Consider the following 19267-nt stretch of genomic DNA (forward strand, 5'->3'; position numbering starts at 1 on the left):
GCAAAATTTGGATTCCGAGCTTTATTTTTTTATACAAAACAACGGTTTGGTTATAGCGGGTTGACCCGGATGGCATCGCGCTTCAAAACAGATGCCGGATTCCGGCGGCATACGTCATCGCGGTGCCATAGCCAGAAAGCTTGTCGTAGACGGTCACCAGGTACAGATCGGTGCGTTTCGACAGGAAGTAGTCGAGCCCCACGGAGCCCGTATTGCGGGCGGTGACGGTGTTTTTCGGCGCGCTGCGGCGCGTGTACGCCCACTCCGCCAGCGCGGTGAGCTGGGAGGTCAACGGCACCGAGAGACCGGCTTCGTAGGTATGCGCACCGATGTTGGTCGAATCGGTACGCAGGCCTTGCACTGCGGCATAGAGCTTGAAGAGCGAAAAATCATAGGCAGCGCCGACGATGTACGCGTTCTGTGTCGGTGACGCCACACCGGCGACCACGCGTGTGCGTTGTACGGTCGCGACAGCGGTGAGTGAACCACCTGCATAGAGTGTCGATAACGCGGCGTTGTACGTGCCGTCCGAGCCTGCGAAGCCGCCCGGCGCATACACCGCAGTGGTAGTCAGCCCGTTCAGATTGGGGCTGGTGTACTGGATGCCGTTATTCCAGACGGTGTCGCCCACAATTGCACCGCCGTACGGCGCAGTGAAGGTCTGCATCACAAGCGGCGAAAACAGGATCGACGCCTGGAACGGGTTGACCGCCTGCTCGGCGAGGTAGAGCAGATTCGTGTGCCGTCCAAGCGTCACACGCCCGAACGGTCCGGCGATGCCGACATACGAATTGCGTCCCCAGAACGGATCGGCGGCGGTGCGGCCGACGCCGCCGTTAGTCGGCTGAAAGAAGCTCTCGAGCACGGCGATTGCGCGATAGCCGGCGCCGAGATCCTCGTTGACACGGATGCCCCAGTAAGGCGCCGTCAATCCCGGGCTCTGTTCCGCTATCGCGGCGGGCGGCCCATTGCTGCGTTTGCTGCTGGCGACATCGAGCCCGACGAGCCCATACAGCGTGACAGACGTTTGCGCTTTGACGGCATGGGACGCGAGTCCCCATGCGGCGGCGCAACTGAGCGCGAGCGCGCCCAACGATCGAACGTTCATGGCGGATCCTCTTGTGCGGTTGGGAACAGCGAGACAACAGCGAGACAACGGCGGGACATCAGCGGGACATCAGCGAGGCGACAACGAGACAGCAATGAAGCGGCAGGTGGCGGCGCGAAGCTGCGCCGCCACGTTTCAGGCGGCGCGCACCGCGAATTCGACGGACGCTTGTGCGAAGTGCTGGGACAGACTGGCGAGCAAGGCGTCGCGCTGGGCAATCAACGAAGCGGGGGAGCGGCCCGCGATGTGCGGCGTGATGAGCACCTCGGGACGAGCGAGCAGCGCTGGCGGCACCTCGGGTTCGTCTTCGATTACGTCCAGTCCTGCGCCGGCGATCGCGGCGTGAGCCAGGGCGTCGATCAGCGCCTGCGTGTCGAGTACCGAACCGCGCGAGACATTCACCACGTAGCCGGATGGCCCCAAGGCTTGCAGCACCTGGCGGTCGACCAGGTGTTTCGTCGACGGGCCACCGTTGCAGGCAATGACGAGGAAGTCGCTGTCGGCGGCAAGCTCGACCAGATCCGCGTAGTAACGGCCTGGCGCATCGGCACGCGGTTGCCGCCCGTGATAGCCGAGCGTCATGTCAAAGCCCTGCGCCCGCGCTGCAATCAGCCTGCCGATACGTCCCATTCCGATTAGCCCCAGGCGCGCGCCCGTTAGCGTCGGACGCTCGGCACGCGAGGCGCGCCAACGACCGGCGCGTACCGCCCCCGTAAGCGGCGCGTAGCCACGTGCGAGCGCGAGCAGCAAGCCGATGGCGTGATCGGCGACAGTCGCCGCATTGGCACCGGGCGCATGGGTGACGACGATGCCGCGTCGCACTGCGGCGTCCACGTCGACGTTCTCGTAGCCCGCACCGAATGCGCTGACGATCTCGAGCGCGGGCAGCACGGCCATCTGCGCGTCGGACAACCCGGTCGAGCCGTTCGTCACCACCGCGCACAGGTTCCCTGGATCAACGCCGGCTGGCAACGCATCGCCCCAACCGTCGGGATGATAGTGAAGCGTGTAGTCGCGCCGCAGTGCGTCGAGCGTTGCGTCGGGCAAAGCGATCAGCGCCAGCACATGCCTGCGGCCCATGCTTGTGTTCAGGACCGGACTCATGGCTGCGGATCAGCGGCTTGCGCAGCAGGCGCGACCTCTTTCACCGCGCCTTTCCAGCCGTTCTCGGTGATGTCGAATACGGTGCCGTCGGGCATCCGGTACTTCACCTCGTAGAACACATTCGGATCTTTTTCGTGGCGTCCCGTCAGATACGTGCCGCCCGCCGCGACGACGCGCGCCGCGGTGTCTTCGACGTTATCGACCCACATGCCGAAGTGAATCACGCCGCGCACATCCTTCAGCCCCGCATAGCCGGGGACGGTTTCATCCTTGAAGTTGAGGAGCGCCACGTTCATCGTGCCGTCCGTCATATAGATGCCGCGCATCGCGTTGCCCGCGCGGCGCATGCCGAATGCCTGCTCGAAGAATTGCGCGGCGGCTTCCGGATCGTCGACCGAAAGCGCGATGTGGCGGAGCTTGTCCATGAGATGTCCTTGAGTTGTCCTGGCGATGAATCGCCTGTCGGCGAAATGAGGGTTGTCGTGACTGTGAATCAAGTGTGTCCGCAACTTCACCAGGTATACTACGTATAACAAATGTATACACAAAAACAAATTGATATACCAGAATGGTTCTCATACACCAGTCGCCGCCCCTGGCGCCGACTCGCCGCACTGTCTGAGGACCACCGATGCACACCTCGCAGGAACCGTTGGGTAGTCTTTCCGCCGCGCTCAGGCAGCGCTTTGCGCAGATCGGGCCAGTGTGGGGGCGCGATATCAATACGCACCGCGATCTGGTGATCGACGCGTATTCGCCGTTGGTGGCTGCATCGCGGGATGCGGGGGAGTCGTTCGAGGTGGCGCGCGATGTTGCGTACGGCGAGCATGAGCGGCAGCGTCTGGATGTGTTTGCCGCTTCAACGACACGGAAGAAGGGCAATGCCGATGTGGTGCTGTTTGTCCACGGTGGCGCGTTTCTGCGCGGCAGCAAGAGCTTCAACGGACTCATTTACGACAACGTGTCGCGCTGGTTTGCGCGGCAGGGCTGCGTTGCGCTGAATGTCGAGTACCGGCTCGCGCCTGAAGCGCCATATCCCGCAGGTGCGGACGATGTCGCCGCCGCTTTTTCGTGGGCGCTGAAACATGTCGCCGAATTCGGTGGTAATCCGCAGAGGATCTTTCTGGTCGGACATTCGGCGGGTGGCGCACATGTCGCCACGTACCTGTGCGATCCACTCTTTGCCGAGTTGCGCGAGAGCGCTTCGACAGTCGCCGGTGCCGTACTCATTAGCGCGCGGCTCGCCGCCGACGTGCTTCCCGACAACCCGAACGCAGCAGGCGTGCGCGCCTATTTCGGCGCGCACGAAACATGCTACGCCGCGCGTTCGCCATTGACCCATGCGGCGCACTTCGACACACCTCTGATGGTGGTCGTCGCCGAATACGAAAACCCTTATCTGGACGCCTACGGTGCGGCTTTTTTTGAGCGTGTACTGCACGCGCGTCAACGCGCCGGTGAACCGGTGGCTAAACGCGCGCCGCGCTTCATGCAGATGCTGCGGCACAACCATACATCGGTAGTCGCGCATTTCGATTCGGGCGAGACGCTGTTAGGCGACGCGATGCTCGATTTTTTCAACGCGTGATCGTCCGCGTTTATCCGTCTAGCCAATCAGGAGATCCGTATGTCTGTTAGCCGTCCGTCTGCTTTTGAAAAGCCACGCGTATTCGCGCCGGTCATTACGCCGTTCCGCGCCGGGTTGGGCGTGGACGCAGCGCGCTTCGTCGCGTTCTGTCAGTGGCTGGTCGGGCAGGGCGCCGGGCTCGCGCTGTTCGGCACGAATAGCGAAGCCAACTCGCTCAGTCTCGCAGAACGTCACGGGTTGCTGGACCAGGTCATCGAAGCCGGCATCGACCCCTTGCAGATGCTACCGGGCACCGGCGCATGCGCGCTGCCTGACGCGATCGCACTGACGCGTCACGCCGCCGGAGCCGGTTGCGCGGGCGCCTTGATGCTGCCGCCTTTCTTCTACCAGGGCGTCAGTGACGACGGCCTGTTCGCGTACTACTCCGATGTGATTCAGGCAGTCGGCTCGGATCAGCTACGCGTGCTGCTGTATCACATCCCGCAGTTCACCGGCGTGCCGATTACCCACACGCTGATCGAGCGGCTGATCGCGGCGTATCCGCAAACGGTGGTGGGCATCAAGGACAGTTCGGGGGATTGGGCCAATACCCAGGCGATGTTGGAAAAGTTTCCCGGCTTCGCGGTGTTTCCGGCGTCCGAGGCGTTGCTCGGCAAAGCGCTGCCGCTCGGCGCGGCCGGCTGCATTTCGGCGACGGCGAATATTCAGCCGCATGCGATTGCGAGCCTGCTGAACGCGGCGTCGCTGGAAGAACGGAGAGCGTGGGAAGGCAAGGTCACGACCGTTCGCCTGGCAGTGCAAGCGCAACCGATGATCCCCGCTTTGAAAAGCATCGTCGCGCACTTCGCGAACGATCCCGAATGGACCCGCATGCGGCCGCCACTCACGCCGATGAATCCGGCGCAGTCCGGCGCGCTGTTGCAGCAGCTTCAGGCATTGGATTTTTCGATGCCTTCGACGGCATCGCTTGCGGCGGTGGCCGCGTGAGCCTGCAGCGACCGCAGCGACTGCGGCTATCGCACCAGCTCCAGTTCCAGCTAGCGCGTCCGCAGCAGGTATCTCCGTGCCTGCTGCGAAGCAGCGCGCGCAACGACTCAGGCGTTCTCGCGCTCAATGCGCTGCCGCTTGAGCCGGCCGAGCACGACGATCGACAGCCGCGCCGTGTGGTCGCGCATCGCGTTGTACGCGCGTTCCGGTTCGGAGTTGAGGATCGCGGAGACGATCTCGCGATGCTCGTCGGTTGCCGATTCGAAGCGCGAAGGCGAAGCCGGCTGCGCGGCGCGAAAGCCCGCCAGGCGCTGCCGTTGTATGGACATGATCGACGCCAGCGATTTGCTTTGCGCACCCTTGCAGATCAGTTCGTGGAATTCGCGATTGAGCTGGAAGTACTCCGTTTCATCGCCGCGCGCGATCGCGGCGTTCATTTCGGTCTGGAGCTCTTCGAGTTGCTTCTTCTCGACGAGGCTCATACGTTGCGCGCTCAAACGGCAGCACAACGCTTCGAGTTCGCACATCGCTTCGAGCATGTCGGCCAGTTCGTCGATGCTGAACTGCGCGACCACCACGCCTTTGCGCGGGGTCAGCTCGACCATGCCGCGCGCGGCGAGTTCGCGCAGTGCTTCGCGGATCGGCGTGCGCGAGGCGTTGAAGCGTTCGGCGAGTGCGGCTTCTTCGAGCTTCTGGCCCGGTTCGAGCGTGCCGTCGATGATCTCGTCGCACAGCAGTCGGTAGATCTTGGAGGAGAGCGTCGTCATCGTCATGGTGGTGGGTTGAGCGAAACCGTGAGCAAGTGGCCCCATTATGCGCCAGCGGCCCAACTGCCTCAATCGCCACCGCGCATATCCGGCCTCTGCAGGCCCATGCAGTGTACGCGTGAACGTGTTCATAGCCAGATTGGTGTATACGAGAATTTTAGTAGAAATACACATATGTCTAAATGTATACGAATTATTGAACCCTCGACAGCCGCTAACTCACACCCTACAAACACAAAAAGCGAGGCAACACGTGATCTGGTTTGGTATCGCAACTTATGAATTGAATGGCCGCACCGCTACCGGCCTGGCGGTCGGCGGCAAGCTGTACGACGCACAGGCAGCGCTGAAGCAAACCGCTTCGCAGGCGCCGCTCGCCGATGTCGGCTCGCTGATCTCCGGTTGGGAGGCCGGCGGCGCGGCGACCGTCGAACGGCTCGAAGCCGCGGCGCGTGCGATCGAGGCGGGCACGCTCGATGTCGCGCCGCTCGCCGGTCACACGCTGTGTGTGCCGTACCAGCCGCGGCGCATTTTCGCGGCGGCATCGAACTATTACGAGCACGCAGCGGAGATGGGCACCGAACTGGCGCCGCGTGAGGAAAGCACGCCGTACATGTTCATGAAAGCGGAAACAAGCGTGGTGCCGACGCTCGCCAGCGTAGTCATTCCACCGCACGCGGAGCGGGTCGATTGGGAGGTTGAACTGGCCGTGGTGATCGGCAGGAGCGGCCGCCACATCGCTAAAGGAGACGCTTACGACTACATCGCCGGCTACACGATTCTCAACGACGTCAGCGCGCGCGACCTGAACCGCCGTACCGACTATCCGTTCAAACACGACTGGTTTCGCGGCAAGAGTTTCGATACCTTTGGTCCGCTCGGCCCCTGGTTCGTGCCGCGTGCGTGCATCGCCGAGCCGCAGAATCTGCGCATGCGCCTCGCGGTGAACGGCGAAATGATGCAGGACGGCAATACGTCCGGGATGATTTTCAATATCGCCGAGCAGATCGAATATTTATCGACGATTCTCACGCTGCAGCCAGGCGATCTGATCGCGACGGGCACGCCGACCGGCGTCGGCATGGGGCGCGGTATTTATCTGAAGGCGGGTGATGTGATGGTCGCTTCGATCGAGGGGATCGGCTCGATCGAGAATCCGCTGGTCGCCGGCTGAGCGCAATCAGGCTCGCGGCGCTATCCACTCACTCCACTCAAAGACGGGGAACACGACATGTTGCAGCGGGTACGGCGCGCGATACGACGGCTGGTTCAGCCATTGAAGCAGCAGGCTGCGTTGAGTGCAGTTGCGTTGGCAGCCACGGCGCTCTTTACGAGCGCCCACGCGGCCGACGCGGTGCGCGTCAATCTGGCGTGGCTGCCACAGGGCAGCACCGGCGGCATTCTGCTTGCGCAAGCGAAGGGCTACTACCGCGAGGCCGGACTTGACGTCAGCGTGATGCGCGGTTACGGCGGTCAGCGTACCGTCAATGAAGTGGATGAGGGTCTGTTCGAATTCGGCTACGGCGACCCCGTCAGCGTGATGCTGAACCGCGCGCATGGCGGGCATGCTGTGATGGTCGGTGCGATCAACACGCGCTGGCCGGGGGCGATGTGCTATCTCGAGCGGCCCGGCTTCAAGGTGAGTACGCTGAAGGATTTGTCGGGGATGACGCTCGGCGGCGGCGGTGCCTCGCCGGTGCAGAACATCATGCCCGCGTGGCTCAAACAGAACGGCATGGCGCCCGATGCGATCAAGACTGTGCGTCTCGACCCGGCTGTGATCAATACCGCACTGTTGCAGAAGCGGATCGACCTGTCCGAGTGCTGGGAAGGCGCGAGCCTGCCGGTGCAGGCAGCGTTGGCGAAGCGCGCGGGGCAGCAGCTCGGCAAGGTTTACTACCGGGATTTTGGTCTGGATATGATGGGTAACGGCATCGTGACTACCGATACCTTCGTTGCTCAGCATCCCGACGTGGTCAAACGTTTTGTCGCGGCGACCTATCGTGGTTATGCGCTGATGCGCGAGCATCCACAAGAAGCCGCCGACGCGATCGGGGCGCTTTATCCCGTGCTCGACAAGGCAATCCTGCTGCAACAGATTGTCGAAACCAACGGCCTGATCACCGACGATCCCGCGCAGCACAAAACCGGCTGGCTGCGTCCCGCGCGCATGGATGCCACCGCCGCGTTCGTGTCGCGTGCGTTCGGCACCGGCACGAAAGTGAAGCCGGCCGATCTCTACACGAATCAGTTCGTCGAATAAACCCGTTCGACACAGGAGACAGGTAATGAACAGTTTGCGTCCGAAGCGGCTTGGACACATGGTGCTGATGGTGCGCGACATCAAGAAGTCCGCACAGTTTTATACCGACGTGCTGGGCCTCAAGGTGTCGGACTGGATCGGCGACCAGATGGTGTTTCTGCGCGCCGGCAGCGATCACCACGATCTCGCGCTCGCGCAGTTGCCGAAAGATTCCGTCGACTTCAACGACCTGCCGCGCTACTCGCGACCGGGCCTCGAGCACTTTTCGTATCTGATCGACAGCTATGAAGAGATGGAGCGTTCGGTGAAGGTGCTACAGGAGCATGGTGTCGAGATCGTCCGTGGCATCGGCCGGCATGGTCCGGGCAATAACCTGTTTCTGGTCTTCAAGGACCCGGACGGCAACAACGTCGAGGTGTACTGCGAGATGACGCAGATCGGTGAACGCGACGCGCATGAACCACAGGTGTGGGAGCGCACCATCGAATCGTTCGACCAGTACCGCTTCGAGCGCTTTGTTGTGCCACCGCCGCCGCATCTGGTAGCACAGAAATCGGCTCAGGCAGCGGCTCAGGCAGCGGCGCAAGCAACTGCGCAGCCTGCAGCCGAAGATTCAGCGAAAGCCAATCCGTCCGATCACGAATAATTCGGAAACCTCATGAAGCGATTGATCGAAACCGTCTCGTTCTGGATCGTGATTGGCTTGATCTGGGAGTTCGGCGTGCGTTGGACGGGCACGCGCGAATATGTGCTGCCGCCCTTATCGCAGGTGTTCGCCGCCGGTTGGGAAATGCGCGGGCAGTTGCTGTCCGATACCTTGGCGACCGCCTGGGAAGTGTTCGCCGGTTTCACGCTGGCACTGATCGGCGGTCTGGCGATCGGTTTGCTGGCGAGCATGTCGAGCATCGCGCGGCGCACGCTGTTTCCGCTCGTCACCGCGTTGCAGAGCATGCCGAAGATCGCGCTCGCGCCGTTGCTGATCGTGTGGTTCGGTTATGGTTTTGCCTCGAAGCTGGCAGCGGCCGTACTGTTCGCCTTCTTCCCGATTGTGATTGCGACGATGGGCGGCCTGGCCGGCGTGCCGCGTAATCTGGATGAGCATTTTCGGGCGCTCGGTGCGTCGCAGGCGAAGACCTTCTGGCATTTGCGTTTGCCCGCCGCGTTGCCCGCTTTGATCGACGGTTTGAAGATCGCGATGCCATTGGCGGTAATCGGCGCGATTGTGGGTGAATTCATCGGGTCCGAGTCGGGGCTGGGGCATCTGATCGTGTTCGCGACATCGAACGCGCAGACCGCGTTGTCGTTCGCGGCGATCCTGATGGTGACCGTACTGGCGATGCTGTTTTACTGGGCCGTCGAACTGGTTTCGCGCGGTGTGTGGTGGAGAGGAGTGACGGTCTGATGGCACTGGTCGACAAGTTGCGTATCGTGCAGCGCGCCGCGGCAACCGGCGCACAGGTTCACCCCTTGCATCGCGACGAAGCGGCGCCCGCGCTGATTTCCGTCGAGCAGGTCGGCAAGCGTTTCGCCGCGCGGGGTGGGGCGGGGGCGTTCAGCGCGCTCGACGATGTCTCGATGCAGATTCGCCAGGGCGAGTTCGTCTCGATTCTCGGGCCGAGCGGTTGCGGCAAGAGCACCTTGCTGCGGATGGTGGCGGGTCTTGTGTCATGCGATGGCGGCCGGATTTTGCTGGGTGCCGAGCCCATTTCCGCGCCGGTGCCGGATATCGGGGTGGTGTTTCAGACGAGCAATATGCTGCCCTGGCTGACCGTTGGGGCGAATATCCGATTAGGCGCGAAATTGAGGAGTGTGCCGAGGGCGCAGGTTGAGCAGCGGCTTCCTGCGTTGCTCGAGACCTTGGGGTTGACGGCATTCGCCGACCGGTACCCGCATGAATTGTCGGGTGGGATGAGGCAGCGTGCCGCAATTGGGCAGATTCTGTTGCTCGAGCCGCGCGTGATGTTGATGGATGAGCCCTTTGGGGCGCTGGATGCGCTGACGCGGGATCGGTTGAATGTTGAGCTTTTACGCATCTGGCAGCAGAGCACGCTGACGGTTTTGCTGGTTACTCATAGCATTCATGAAGCAGTGTTCCTGTCGGATCGGGTATTGGTGATGTCCGAGCGGCCGGGACGGGTTGTTCACGATATGAAGATCGATTTGCCGCGGCCGCGGGAGCCTGATCAGGTCAAGAGCAATCCCCTGTACGGGGAGTATGTTTCGGCGCTTTCCAGGCTGATGGGGGTGTTTTAAATTAAACAACCAACGCCGTAGGCAAACAGACAAGAAGACAAGAGAAAGACCGCCACCGCAGGCAAAGACCCAATCCCTACTACAATCCAAACGACTAGAAACCACCCCAAGCCTGCGGCAGCCATCCAATGTTGAAGATTCTGGTCAGTGCCTGCCTCGCGGGCCACCCCGTCCGCTATAACGGCAAAGCCAAACCCGTCCACGAAGTGCTGCTGGAAAAATGGCGCGCCGAAGGGCGTCTCATTGTCGTCTGTCCGGAAGTGGCCGCCGGGTTTCCGACCCCGCGTCCGCCCGCGGAAATCCAGCTGCGCCGCACGGGTCTCGACGTGCTAACCCAAGCGGCGTCGATCGAAGACAACACAGGCGCAAACGTTACCGCGCTCTTCATCGCGGGCGCTCACCACGCATTAAGCCGCGCACAAGCGGAAAACTGCCGCTATGCATTGCTGGCCGACGGCAGTCCGTCCTGCGGCAGCACCTTCCTCTACGATGGCGCCTTCACGGGCACCCCGCACGCGGGCGCAGGTGTCACCGCCGCCTTGCTGCAGCAGCACGGCATCCGCGTTTTCGCGGAATCCCGAATAGCGGAGTTGGCCGCGGCTATCGCACTCGAATCGGATGAGCAGGGCACGTAGCAATGCGCCGGAGAACTGTAGAAGACCAACCGAAAGCCGAGGACTTTCACCATGCGCTAACGTTTGCGCATTCCAGTCTATCCACGCGCAAACGATTAATACGCATTACATAGAAATCAGACGCGCGGTATTCGCGAGACCTGCCAGGCCGCCGGCACAGCGGCTCACATTTGCGCGCGGAGCCAGTGATAAACCAGCGGTCCGCACAATATGCCCCATGTTACCGCGCAGATCAGCAGCGCCATCGTCACCGCTGCGCTGCCGCAGTCCTTGGCACGCTTCGACAATTCGTGCCGTTCGAGCGAAATGCGATCGATCGCGGCCTCGATGCTCGAGTTCAACAACTCCACCAGGAGCACCAGCAGCACGGAAACGATCAGCAATACCCGCTCGATCGCGCTAACCGGCAGCAACAGCGCGCAAGGCAGCAAGATCGCCGCCAATGCTATCTCCTGACGAAAGGCGCTTTCCTCGCGCAACGTCGCAACCATGCCGTCGCACGAGTGCCGCAGCGCGAACAGCGCCCGTAAAGGACCGCTGCGTTTGGCTGGCAGCGGCGCAGGGGGCGGGGCCGCTGCAGAAACCTCTGAAGGGACAGGAGAAGATCGGGTCGGATTGCTCATGATTTGCTTCGGATGAAGATGGCCGCAGCATGCCTCAAATGTCACAAATTGTCACAGACTTGTGATATCTTTGCGCCCGCCCAACGGCGCCAGTACGCCTGAGCGAGAGACTACGGGAAATAGGCGAAAAGCAGGGTTCCGGCACGCTATGCGAGACACGTTTCAAGTGTTGGCCGCGCCGGTCGCGCCGCTCGTCATTCAAGGTTTCGCCGGATCGTCCGTATACACGTGTAGAGGACCGCATCGCGGTCATGCCGCATTCCGTTTTTCACGTTCCCCGCAAACTTCTGCGGCAGGCCGAATTCGCAACGATGTCCCGCGTAGTCATGGGGCGGATGGCCGAAGTCCAACAAGCTGATCTGTCCATGAAACCTGTTGTCTCGTTTTGCCTGTTGCTGACGGCGCTCGCCGGCGCTTTGTACACAGCCACGCTGGCCGCCGCGCCTTCCGCGCCCGTTCCGTTGCTTGCCGCTACTGTCGCATTGCCGTCGCCCGCTGCGCCAGGCGCGGCCCCCAACGGCGCGCATGCAATGAACGCGTCGAACACGACGAACGTGCCCAATACCGCCAGCAGCGTCGCCGGTTCGACTACGGTGCATCTGCCGTTCTCCGCATTGGGCGCCTATCAGCCGCTGAACCTGCGCGGTCTCGAGGACGTGCGCGTCGTCAACGTCGGCGTGCGGCTCGATCATGTGGTGACCGCGGCGCGGCTGCGCTTGCGCTACACGTATTCGCCGGCACTGGTGTTTCCGATCTCGCACTTCAAGGTGTCGATCAACAACGAAGTGGTGGCGACCGTACCGTTCGATCGTGAGCATGCAGGGCAGATCGTCACGCAGGACATTCCGCTCGATCCGCGTTTCCTGACAGATTACAACCAGCTTGGCCTTCGACTCATCGCACATTACACGCTCGACCATTGCGAAGATCCGGAAAACTCGTCGCTGTGGGCCGACGTGAGTCCGACGAGCGAGATCATTCTCGACACCTCGCCGATTCGTTTGCCTAACGATCTCGCGTTGCTGCCGGCACCGTTTTTTGACCGGCGCGATGTGGGCCGCTTGCGTCTGCCGTTCGTGTTACCGGCGGCCGCCGACAACGCGACGCTGCGCAGCGCCGGGGTGCTGGCCTCGTGGTTCGGCGCGCTCGCCGATTATCGTCAGGCGCGTTTTCCGGCCTCGTCCACCTTGCCGTCCGACGATCAGGCCGTGGTGGTGGCGCGTAGCGCGCAGTTGCCCGCGGCGTTGAAGCTGCCGCCGGTCAACGGGCCGATGCTGATCGTCACCGACAATCCGGCCGCCGTCGACAAGAAGCTGCTGATCGTGACGGGCCGTACCGCAGCCGAAGTCGATCAGGCGGCCGCCGCGCTCGTGCTTGGCAGGACGGCGATGGCGGGCCCGGCTGTGCAGGTCGCGCAGATCGATATCGGCGCACCGCGCAAGCCCTATGACGCGCCGCGCTGGTTGCCGGTCGACCGCCCGGTCGCCTTCAAGGAGCTGATCGACGATCCGAATCAGTTGCAGGTGCGCGGCAGTGCGCCGGACGCGATCCGTCTGAACCTGCGCGTGCCCGCCGATCTGTTCTCATGGAATGGCGCAGGCGTGCCGCTGAATCTGAAGTACCGTTACACGGCGCCGACGGTGCAGAACAATTCTGTCCTTGCCGTGCAGATCAACGATCAACTGGTCAAGTCGTACCGGCTTGCGCCGGCTAGCGCCGACGATGCGCAGGGCCGCCTGCAACTGCCGGTGCTGTCGACGAGCGGCAATCGTTCGAGCAACCTGCTCGATATTCCGGCGTTCCGTGTCGGCAGCTCGAACCAGTTGCAGTTGCGCTTCAATCTCGATTCGCAAAAGACGGGGCTGTGTCAGGGCGTCGCGTCGAATCCCGTGCAGGCGGCGGTCGATCCGGACTCGACGATCGACTTCTCGAACTTCGTTCACTACGCGCAGATGCCGAATCTCGCGTACTTCGCGAATAGCGGCTTCCCGTTCACGCGTTACGCCGATCTGGCGCAGACGGCTGTGGTGATTCCCGCGCATCCCGCACCCGAAGAACTCGAAGCATTGCTGACGATGCTCGGCCACATGGGGCAGTGGACCGGCTATCCGGCGCTGCGCGTGCAGATCGCGCGGCCGGCCGAGATCACGCAACTGGCGGGCAAGGATCTGCTGGTGATTGGCGGCAATGGTTCGGGACCCATGCTGGATCATTGGCATCAGGCACTGCCGCTGACCATCGGCGCGAGCCCGAACGTCGGCGCAGAAGGTGTCGATGGCGGCACGCTCACGCGCGCCTCGTTTTCGGTGAAGGAGCAGTGGCGCAACGGCGCGCATCTGCCGGACGGCAGCGCGCATCTCGAACGCGACGGCGCGCTGGCCGCGTTAATGGGCTTCGAATTGCCCGGCAGCAAAGGACGCAGCGTGGTCGCGCTGACGGCCACCGATCAGCATCAACTGACCCAGTTGCTCGACGTGCTGGAAAAACCGGACCGGGTCTCGCAACTGCAGGGCGACGTCGCACTGGTGCGCGGCGGCGAAGTCGACAGCATGCGCGTCGGCGAACCGTATCTGGTCGGTTATGTGCCCTGGTATGCGCGGCTCTGGAGCAAGGCGATCCAGCATCCGATTCTGCTGGGCGTGCTCGGCGCGATCGCCGGGCTGCTGCTGGCGGTTGGCGCATTCACCGCGCTGCAGGAACTGGCCGCGCGCCGCAGGGGAGTCTGAGCGATGCTGCCGGTGAAGTGGAAAGCGTCGCTGTGGCAGGCGCCCGGCGGGGCACTGGCGAGTGCGCGCACACGTCTCGCGTCGGTGGCAGGCGCAACGATTGCCACCAGCGTGTCTGCCAGTGTGGCTACCGGCGTGGCCGCCCTGTTCGCGAGCGGCGCGTTCGCTGCGGCCTTGCCGCTGCCGGCCACCGCAACAGGGCTCGCCAGTCCTGCGCCAGACAGTTGCGCAGCGCCCGCATGGCCGCGCTGGCAGCAGTTCAAGCGCGATTTCATCTCGCCCGAAGGGCGCGTGATCGACGTCGGCTCGGCCGATTCGCGCACGGTATCGGAAGGTCAGTCGTACGGACTATTTTTCGCGCTCGTCGCCAACGACCGCCCGGCCTTCGATTCGATTCTGCACTGGACCGAGGCGCATCTCGCCCAGGGCGACCTGACCGCGCACCTGCCGGCCTGGTTATGGGGTCGCACGGACAGCGGGCAATGGGACGTGCTCGATGCGAATGCTTCGTCCGATGCCGATCTGTGGATCGCCTATGCACTGCTCGAAGCCGGCAGCGCGTGGCAGGAACGCAGCTATACAGCGCGTGGCGCGGTTCTCGCGAAGCGCGTGCTCGACGAGGAAACCGCCAGCGTTCCTGGTCTCGGGTTGACGTTGTTGCCTGGGCCGGTGGGCTTTCATCCGGCGCCGGACGTGTGGCGCGTCAATCCGAGTTATTCGCCGCCGCAGGTGGTCCGCGGCATCGGCACGCGCCTGCCGGACGACGCACGCTGGACGCGCCTTCTCGCCAGTACCGGCCGGGTCCTGCTCGACACCGCGCCGCACGGCTTTTCGCCTGACTGGGCGTTGTACCGCGCCAGACAGGGTTTCGCGCCAGACCCGCAAACCCAGGCCGAGAGCGCTTACAACGCAATTCGTGTCTATCTGTGGGCCGGCATGCTCAATCCCCGCGATCCGCTCGCGCAACCGCTGCTCACGCGTCTCGCGCCGTTCGCCGGCTTTATTGCCGCGCACGGTGCGCCGCCGGAAAAGGTCGATACGACGAACGGCAGCGTCGGCGCGAACATGGGTAACGCAGGCTTCTCCGCAGCGGCCGTGCCATTTCTCGACGCGCGCGGCCAGCGCGCGCTCGGCGATGCGCAGATCGCGCGCATGGAACAACTCGATCGCGACACGCCGGCCGGCTATTACACCAGTGTGCTGAGTCTGTTCGGGCTGGGCTGGCGCGATGGCCGTTATCGTTTTGCCGCCGACGGCACCCTCAACCTGCACTGGAGTTCGCCGTGTCGCGCCGCTTCCCGCTAACGTGCGCGGTGCTGTTGCTCTGCCTCGCGGCGCAGGTCGCGTCGGCAGCCGCGTGGGTCGGCACAACCGCACCGTCACAAAACGCCGCCGCGCAACGCCTGTTCGCGACGGCCCGCATGTGGTCGACCAAGCATCGTGACGATCTCGCCTTGCAGTCGATCCAGAAAGCGCTGCTGATCGCGCCGGACGATACTTCGTTGCTGGCAGAGCAGGTGCGCATCCAGTTGCGTCTCGGCGAGGCGCAGGCCGCGCAGACGACGCTGGCGCGGCTGCGGATCAAAGCCCCCGGCACGCCGGCCACGCAGCAGATCGAAGACGAGTTCCGCGTTGCCACCAACGGCCGCGAAGAACTGGCGACGATTCGCCTGATGGCGCGCAGCGGCCAGTCCGCCGAAGCGACGCGGCGGCTGGTCGCTCTGTTTCCGCACGGTGCGCCGTCGGGGTCGCTCGGCGCCGAGTACTACCAGATCATCGCGGGCACGCCCGAGGGCCGCGTGCAGGCAGTCGGCGCATTGCGTCAGCGGATCGCTGCCGATCCGTCGGATCTCGATTCGGCGCTGGTGCTCGCCAATCTGCTGAACGCACGCGGCGAGACGCGCGCGGAGGCCAATCGCATCGCATGGAATCTCGCCACGCGGCCGGACTCGGATCGCTCGGCATCGCTGGACGCATGGCGTCACGTGCTGCAATCCGCTGGCGCGGATCCGGCTTATCTCGCCGCGCTGCGCGCCTATCTGCAACTCGTGCCGGACGATACCGAATTCAAGGACCGGGTCGGCGTGATCGAAGCGCAACTGGAGGCGCAGCGGCAACTCGAACGCAATCCCGACTACATCGCGCAGCAGCGCGGCCTCCAGGCACTCGCGCGCAACGATCTGACGACGGCCGAACCGCTGCTGGCGCGAGCCGCGCAAGCCCGGGCGAACGACGCCGAGGCGGTTGGCGGCCTCGGTCTGGTGCGCATGCGCGAAGGGCGGCGTGACGAAGCCCGCACGCTGTTTCTGCGCGCGGCCGCGCTCGCGCCGGACAATCGCGGGAAATGGGAAAGCCTCGCGCGTGCCGCGCAATTCTGGGGCACGCTGGCGCAGGGCCGCGAGGCCGCCGCAGCCGGACGTCCGCAGGATGCCGAGCGGGCCGCACGCGCCGCGCTCGCGATGGAGCCGGCCAACGCCGACGCCAAACTGATGCTCGCCGACGCGCTGCTCGCGCAACGCAACTGGAGTGCCGCGGAACCGCTGCTGCGTGACTTGCTGGCGGCGCGCGAACCGAATCTGTCCGCGGTGCGCAGTACCCAGACGCTGTTCGAGAACACCGGTCGCGCGGCTCAGGTCGCGCCCCTCCTCGACGCCTTGCAAAGCCGTTTCACTGCTGCCGACGACCGCCAGGGCCTCGCGCAACTGCGCGCCGCTATCCTCCGCGGGCAAGCAGAAAAATTGTTGATGGCCGGCCAGCGCGGCCCGGCCGCCCAGCGCTACGAAGCGGCCTTGCGGCTCGCACCCGATGCACCGTGGACGCGGTTTGCGCTCGCGCGCCTGTATCGCGATCTGGGTCTGCCGCAACTCGGGCGGGTGGTGATGGACGATGGCCTTTCCGTGTCGGCGTCACCCGAAATGCGCTATGCGAGCGCGCTCTATCGCAACTCGCTCGACGACATCGGCGGTGCGCAAGACGTGCTTGCGCCGATCGCCGATCAGGACCGCACGGATGGCATGCGCGCGCTCGAGCGCAACCTGCAAGCGCAGCAGTGCCTCGCGAGAGCACGAGCCGCGTTCGCGCAGGACGATCAGGCGGGCGCCGCGCAAGCGCTCGAGCAGGCACGCTCTCTGGCCGGTGACGATCCGAACCTGCTGGCCGCGGTCGGCTCGATGTGGATCGATCACGGCCAACCCGAGCGCGGCCTCGCGTTGCTGCAGAACTGGATCGACACGCATCCGCAGCAGACCGACGCCGACGTGCGTCTGCGTTACGGCGATCTGCTCGGCAGCGCGCAACGCAATGACCAGTTGGATGTATGGCTGACGTCACTGCGCAGCGACGACGTGCAACTGAGCCCCGCACAAAGCGCGCGTCTCGAAGACCAGGCGTTGCGTTTGATCCTGCGGCAGACCGACGAAGCGCTCGATCGCCAGGACTTTGCCGCCGCGCGGCGCCTGCTCGCCCGCGTCAGCCCGGCTGGCCGGCGCGACAAGCGGTATGTGTTCGAAGTGGCCGATCTCGAGCGGCTGCAGGGGCACTATGCGGCCGCGCGCGCCGCGCTGGCCCCGGTGCTGGCCGCGACACCTAACGATCCCGACGCGCAACTGGCGCTCGCCCGTGTGTTGGAGCAAAGCGGTGATCGCCGCTCGGCGCTCGATCTCGTGCGCACGGTGATCGACGGCGCGGCGCCCGACGACGTCGATACGCGGCTGTCCGCGGCTCGCCGGCTGGCGGCATTGCGCCGCCCGCAGGAGGCGGAGCAGATCACCTCGGCCTTGCGGGTCGCGTATCCGGCGCGGCCGGACGTGACCGTGCAAAGCGGACGCATTGCGCAGGACCTGGGCCAGTACGAGAACGCCGAATCGCTGTACCGTTTGTCGCTTACGCAGGAGCGCGTGGCGGGTGTGACGGCCGGTCCTGACGGCACGCCCGCGCAGGCCGCGCTGACCGATCTGCAGCAACGCCGCAATCCGGAGATCGAGACAGCATGGATACCCGCCTATAAGTCGGGCGACAGCGGCATTTCGCAGTTTCGTGCGTGGCAAGCGCCCGTGTACCTGCAGATTCCTTATCGCTACGACGGCCACTTTTTCCTCCACGCCGATACGGTTCATATCGATGCCGGCACGCTCGACGTCAGTGACGCGAACGCATTCACACGCGACACGTTCGGCACACTGGGCGCCGCCGACAAGCTCGCGCAATCGCAAAACGTGCCGGCACAGACCGTGGCCGACTTCGCCGCGACGCTGCCGTATCTGCATCAATCGGCCACCGGTGTCGCGCTCGGCGCCGGCTATACGTCCGACGCATGGCGCTTCGACTTCGGCACCACGCCGCTTGGTTTTCCCGTGCATTACATGGTTGGCGGCGTGCGCTATCAGTTCGATGCGGGACCGGCGAGCTTTTCGATCAGCGGCTCGCGCCGTCCGGAGACGAGCAGCCTGCTGTCGTACGCGGGCATGCACGATCCGGTGAGCGGCGCGGTATGGGGCGGGGTGCGTCGCGACGGCCTCGACTTCCACACGGCCGTCGATATCGGCAGGAGCAGCGTGTTCGCCGATGTCGGCGCGGGGATGCTGACCGGCCGCAATGTGGCGAGCAACCAGGAAATCACCCTGCGCACCGGCTTCACCGTGCCGGTCTACCAGCGCGTCAACACGCTGGTGAGCACGGGGCTGGTCGGCAACGTCTGGCACTACACGAATAATCAGCGCTTCTATTCGTTCGGGCAGGGCGGCTATTACAGCCCGCAACGCTATCTGTCGGTTGGCGTGCCGATCGAATGGGCCGGCCGGCGCGATGCGCTGAACTGGGACCTGACGGCCACTGTCGGCGTGTCGAATTCGTATGAGAAGGACTCGCCGTATTACCCGAACGGTTTGCCCGCCCTGAACAGTGCGTCGCCGGCGCTCAACAGTCTGTGGAATACGGCCGCCTCGGCGCCGGGCTTCAGCAACCTCGTCAACACGGCCAGTTCGACGCGCGGCGTCGCGTTCTCGTATGGGTTGAGCGGCATCGTGCAGTACCGCTTCAACCGTTATCTGGTGGCGGGCGCGCAATTGAGCATCGACCGTTCGCATGACTACGCACCGAGTTCCGCGCTGCTGTACATGCGCTATACCTTCGACGGACGCAAGCAGGACAACAGTCTGTCGCCGAGGCCTGTGCGCCTTTACTCCAGCTTTTGAGCGGCGATACAACGAGATCAG

Annotated in this window: 16 protein-coding genes; 11 read left to right on the forward strand and 5 right to left on the reverse strand. The window is 64.0% G+C overall.

The features are described 5' to 3' along the window. Positions 1-82 precede the first annotated feature (82 nt). The 3 genes from PQR40_RS20830 to PQR40_RS20840 form a co-directional block, all read right to left on the reverse strand. Positions 83-1108 (reverse strand): porin, encoded by a 1026-nt coding sequence (locus PQR40_RS20830; protein ID WP_408232549.1) that lies wholly within the window; start codon positions 1106-1108, stop codon positions 83-85. A gap of 135 nt (positions 1109-1243) precedes the next feature. Then, positions 1244-2188, reverse strand: a complete 945-nt coding sequence (locus PQR40_RS20835) for a 2-hydroxyacid dehydrogenase (protein ID WP_408509784.1) — start codon at positions 2186-2188, stop codon at positions 1244-1246. Between the two features lie 20 nt (positions 2189-2208). After that, positions 2209-2637: a VOC family protein gene (locus PQR40_RS20840; RefSeq protein WP_408232543.1), complete on the reverse strand. Its 429-nt coding sequence runs from the start codon at positions 2635-2637 to the stop codon at positions 2209-2211. Between the two features lie 206 nt (positions 2638-2843). On the opposite strand from PQR40_RS20840, the gene PQR40_RS20845 reads away from it, so the two are divergent. Both PQR40_RS20845 and PQR40_RS20850 read left to right on the forward strand, forming a co-directional pair. Beyond that, a complete protein-coding gene (locus PQR40_RS20845) occupies positions 2844-3800 on the forward strand; it encodes an alpha/beta hydrolase (protein ID WP_408509785.1) in 957 nt (318 codons plus the stop codon). A gap of 39 nt (positions 3801-3839) precedes the next feature. After that, positions 3840-4787 carry a dihydrodipicolinate synthase family protein gene (locus tag PQR40_RS20850; protein WP_408339275.1) on the forward strand — a complete coding sequence of 316 codons (948 nt, stop codon included), beginning with the start codon at positions 3840-3842 and terminating at the stop codon, positions 4785-4787. 107 nt (positions 4788-4894) lie between these two features. Here PQR40_RS20850 and PQR40_RS20855 read toward each other — a convergent pair whose 3' ends face one another. Then, on the reverse strand, positions 4895-5599 hold the full coding sequence (locus PQR40_RS20855) for a GntR family transcriptional regulator (protein ID WP_408339277.1): 705 nt from the start codon (positions 5597-5599) through the stop codon (positions 4895-4897). Positions 5600-5807: 208 nt separating this feature from the next. Between PQR40_RS20855 and PQR40_RS20860 the strand changes: the two genes are divergently transcribed. From PQR40_RS20860 to PQR40_RS20885, 6 genes are all read left to right on the forward strand, one after another. Next, the gene (locus PQR40_RS20860; protein ID WP_408232531.1) at positions 5808-6728 is read left to right on the forward strand and encodes a fumarylacetoacetate hydrolase family protein; all 921 of its coding nucleotides are present in this window, start codon (positions 5808-5810) and stop codon (positions 6726-6728) included. Positions 6729-6785: 57 nt separating this feature from the next. Continuing rightward, on the forward strand, positions 6786-7817 hold the full coding sequence (locus tag PQR40_RS20865; RefSeq protein WP_408339278.1) for an ABC transporter substrate-binding protein: 1032 nt from the start codon (positions 6786-6788) through the stop codon (positions 7815-7817). 25 nt (positions 7818-7842) lie between these two features. Next, the gene (locus tag PQR40_RS20870; RefSeq protein WP_408394281.1) at positions 7843-8463 is read left to right on the forward strand and encodes a VOC family protein; all 621 of its coding nucleotides are present in this window, start codon (positions 7843-7845) and stop codon (positions 8461-8463) included. Positions 8464-8475: 12 nt separating this feature from the next. Continuing rightward, positions 8476-9219, forward strand: coding sequence for an ABC transporter permease (locus tag PQR40_RS20875; RefSeq protein ID WP_408394279.1), 744 nt, complete (start codon positions 8476-8478; stop codon positions 9217-9219). 65 nt (positions 9220-9284) lie between these two features. Next, entirely contained in the window at positions 9285-10070 is a 786-nt protein-coding gene (locus PQR40_RS20880; RefSeq protein WP_408394277.1) for an ABC transporter ATP-binding protein, read from the forward strand. Between the two features lie 128 nt (positions 10071-10198). After that, a complete protein-coding gene (locus tag PQR40_RS20885) occupies positions 10199-10705 on the forward strand; it encodes a 2-thiouracil desulfurase family protein (RefSeq protein WP_408394275.1) in 507 nt (168 codons plus the stop codon). Positions 10706-10869: 164 nt separating this feature from the next. Here the strand turns inward: PQR40_RS20885 and PQR40_RS20890 are convergent, their stop codons facing one another. After that, positions 10870-11328: a diacylglycerol kinase gene (locus PQR40_RS20890; RefSeq protein ID WP_408394273.1), complete on the reverse strand. Its 459-nt coding sequence runs from the start codon at positions 11326-11328 to the stop codon at positions 10870-10872. A gap of 365 nt (positions 11329-11693) precedes the next feature. On the opposite strand from PQR40_RS20890, the gene bcsB reads away from it, so the two are divergent. From bcsB to PQR40_RS20905, 3 genes are read left to right on the forward strand one after another with little or no spacing between them, the layout of a single operon-like run. After that, positions 11694-14054 carry a cellulose biosynthesis cyclic di-GMP-binding regulatory protein BcsB gene (gene bcsB / locus PQR40_RS20895; protein ID WP_408394271.1) on the forward strand — a complete coding sequence of 787 codons (2361 nt, stop codon included), beginning with the start codon at positions 11694-11696 and terminating at the stop codon, positions 14052-14054. 3 nt (positions 14055-14057) lie between these two features. After that, on the forward strand, positions 14058-15359 hold the full coding sequence (bcsZ, locus tag PQR40_RS20900) for a cellulose synthase complex periplasmic endoglucanase BcsZ (protein WP_408509786.1): 1302 nt from the start codon (positions 14058-14060) through the stop codon (positions 15357-15359). Next, positions 15338-19246 carry a cellulose synthase subunit BcsC-related outer membrane protein gene (locus tag PQR40_RS20905; protein ID WP_408509787.1) on the forward strand — a complete coding sequence of 1303 codons (3909 nt, stop codon included), beginning with the start codon at positions 15338-15340 and terminating at the stop codon, positions 19244-19246. Before bcsZ ends, PQR40_RS20905 begins: the two co-directional genes overlap by 22 nt. Positions 19247-19267 lie beyond the last annotated feature (21 nt).

The sequence above is a fragment of the Paraburkholderia sediminicola genome (assembly GCF_046026855.1).
GTDB classification, from domain to species: domain Bacteria; phylum Pseudomonadota; class Gammaproteobacteria; order Burkholderiales; family Burkholderiaceae; genus Paraburkholderia; species Paraburkholderia sediminicola_A.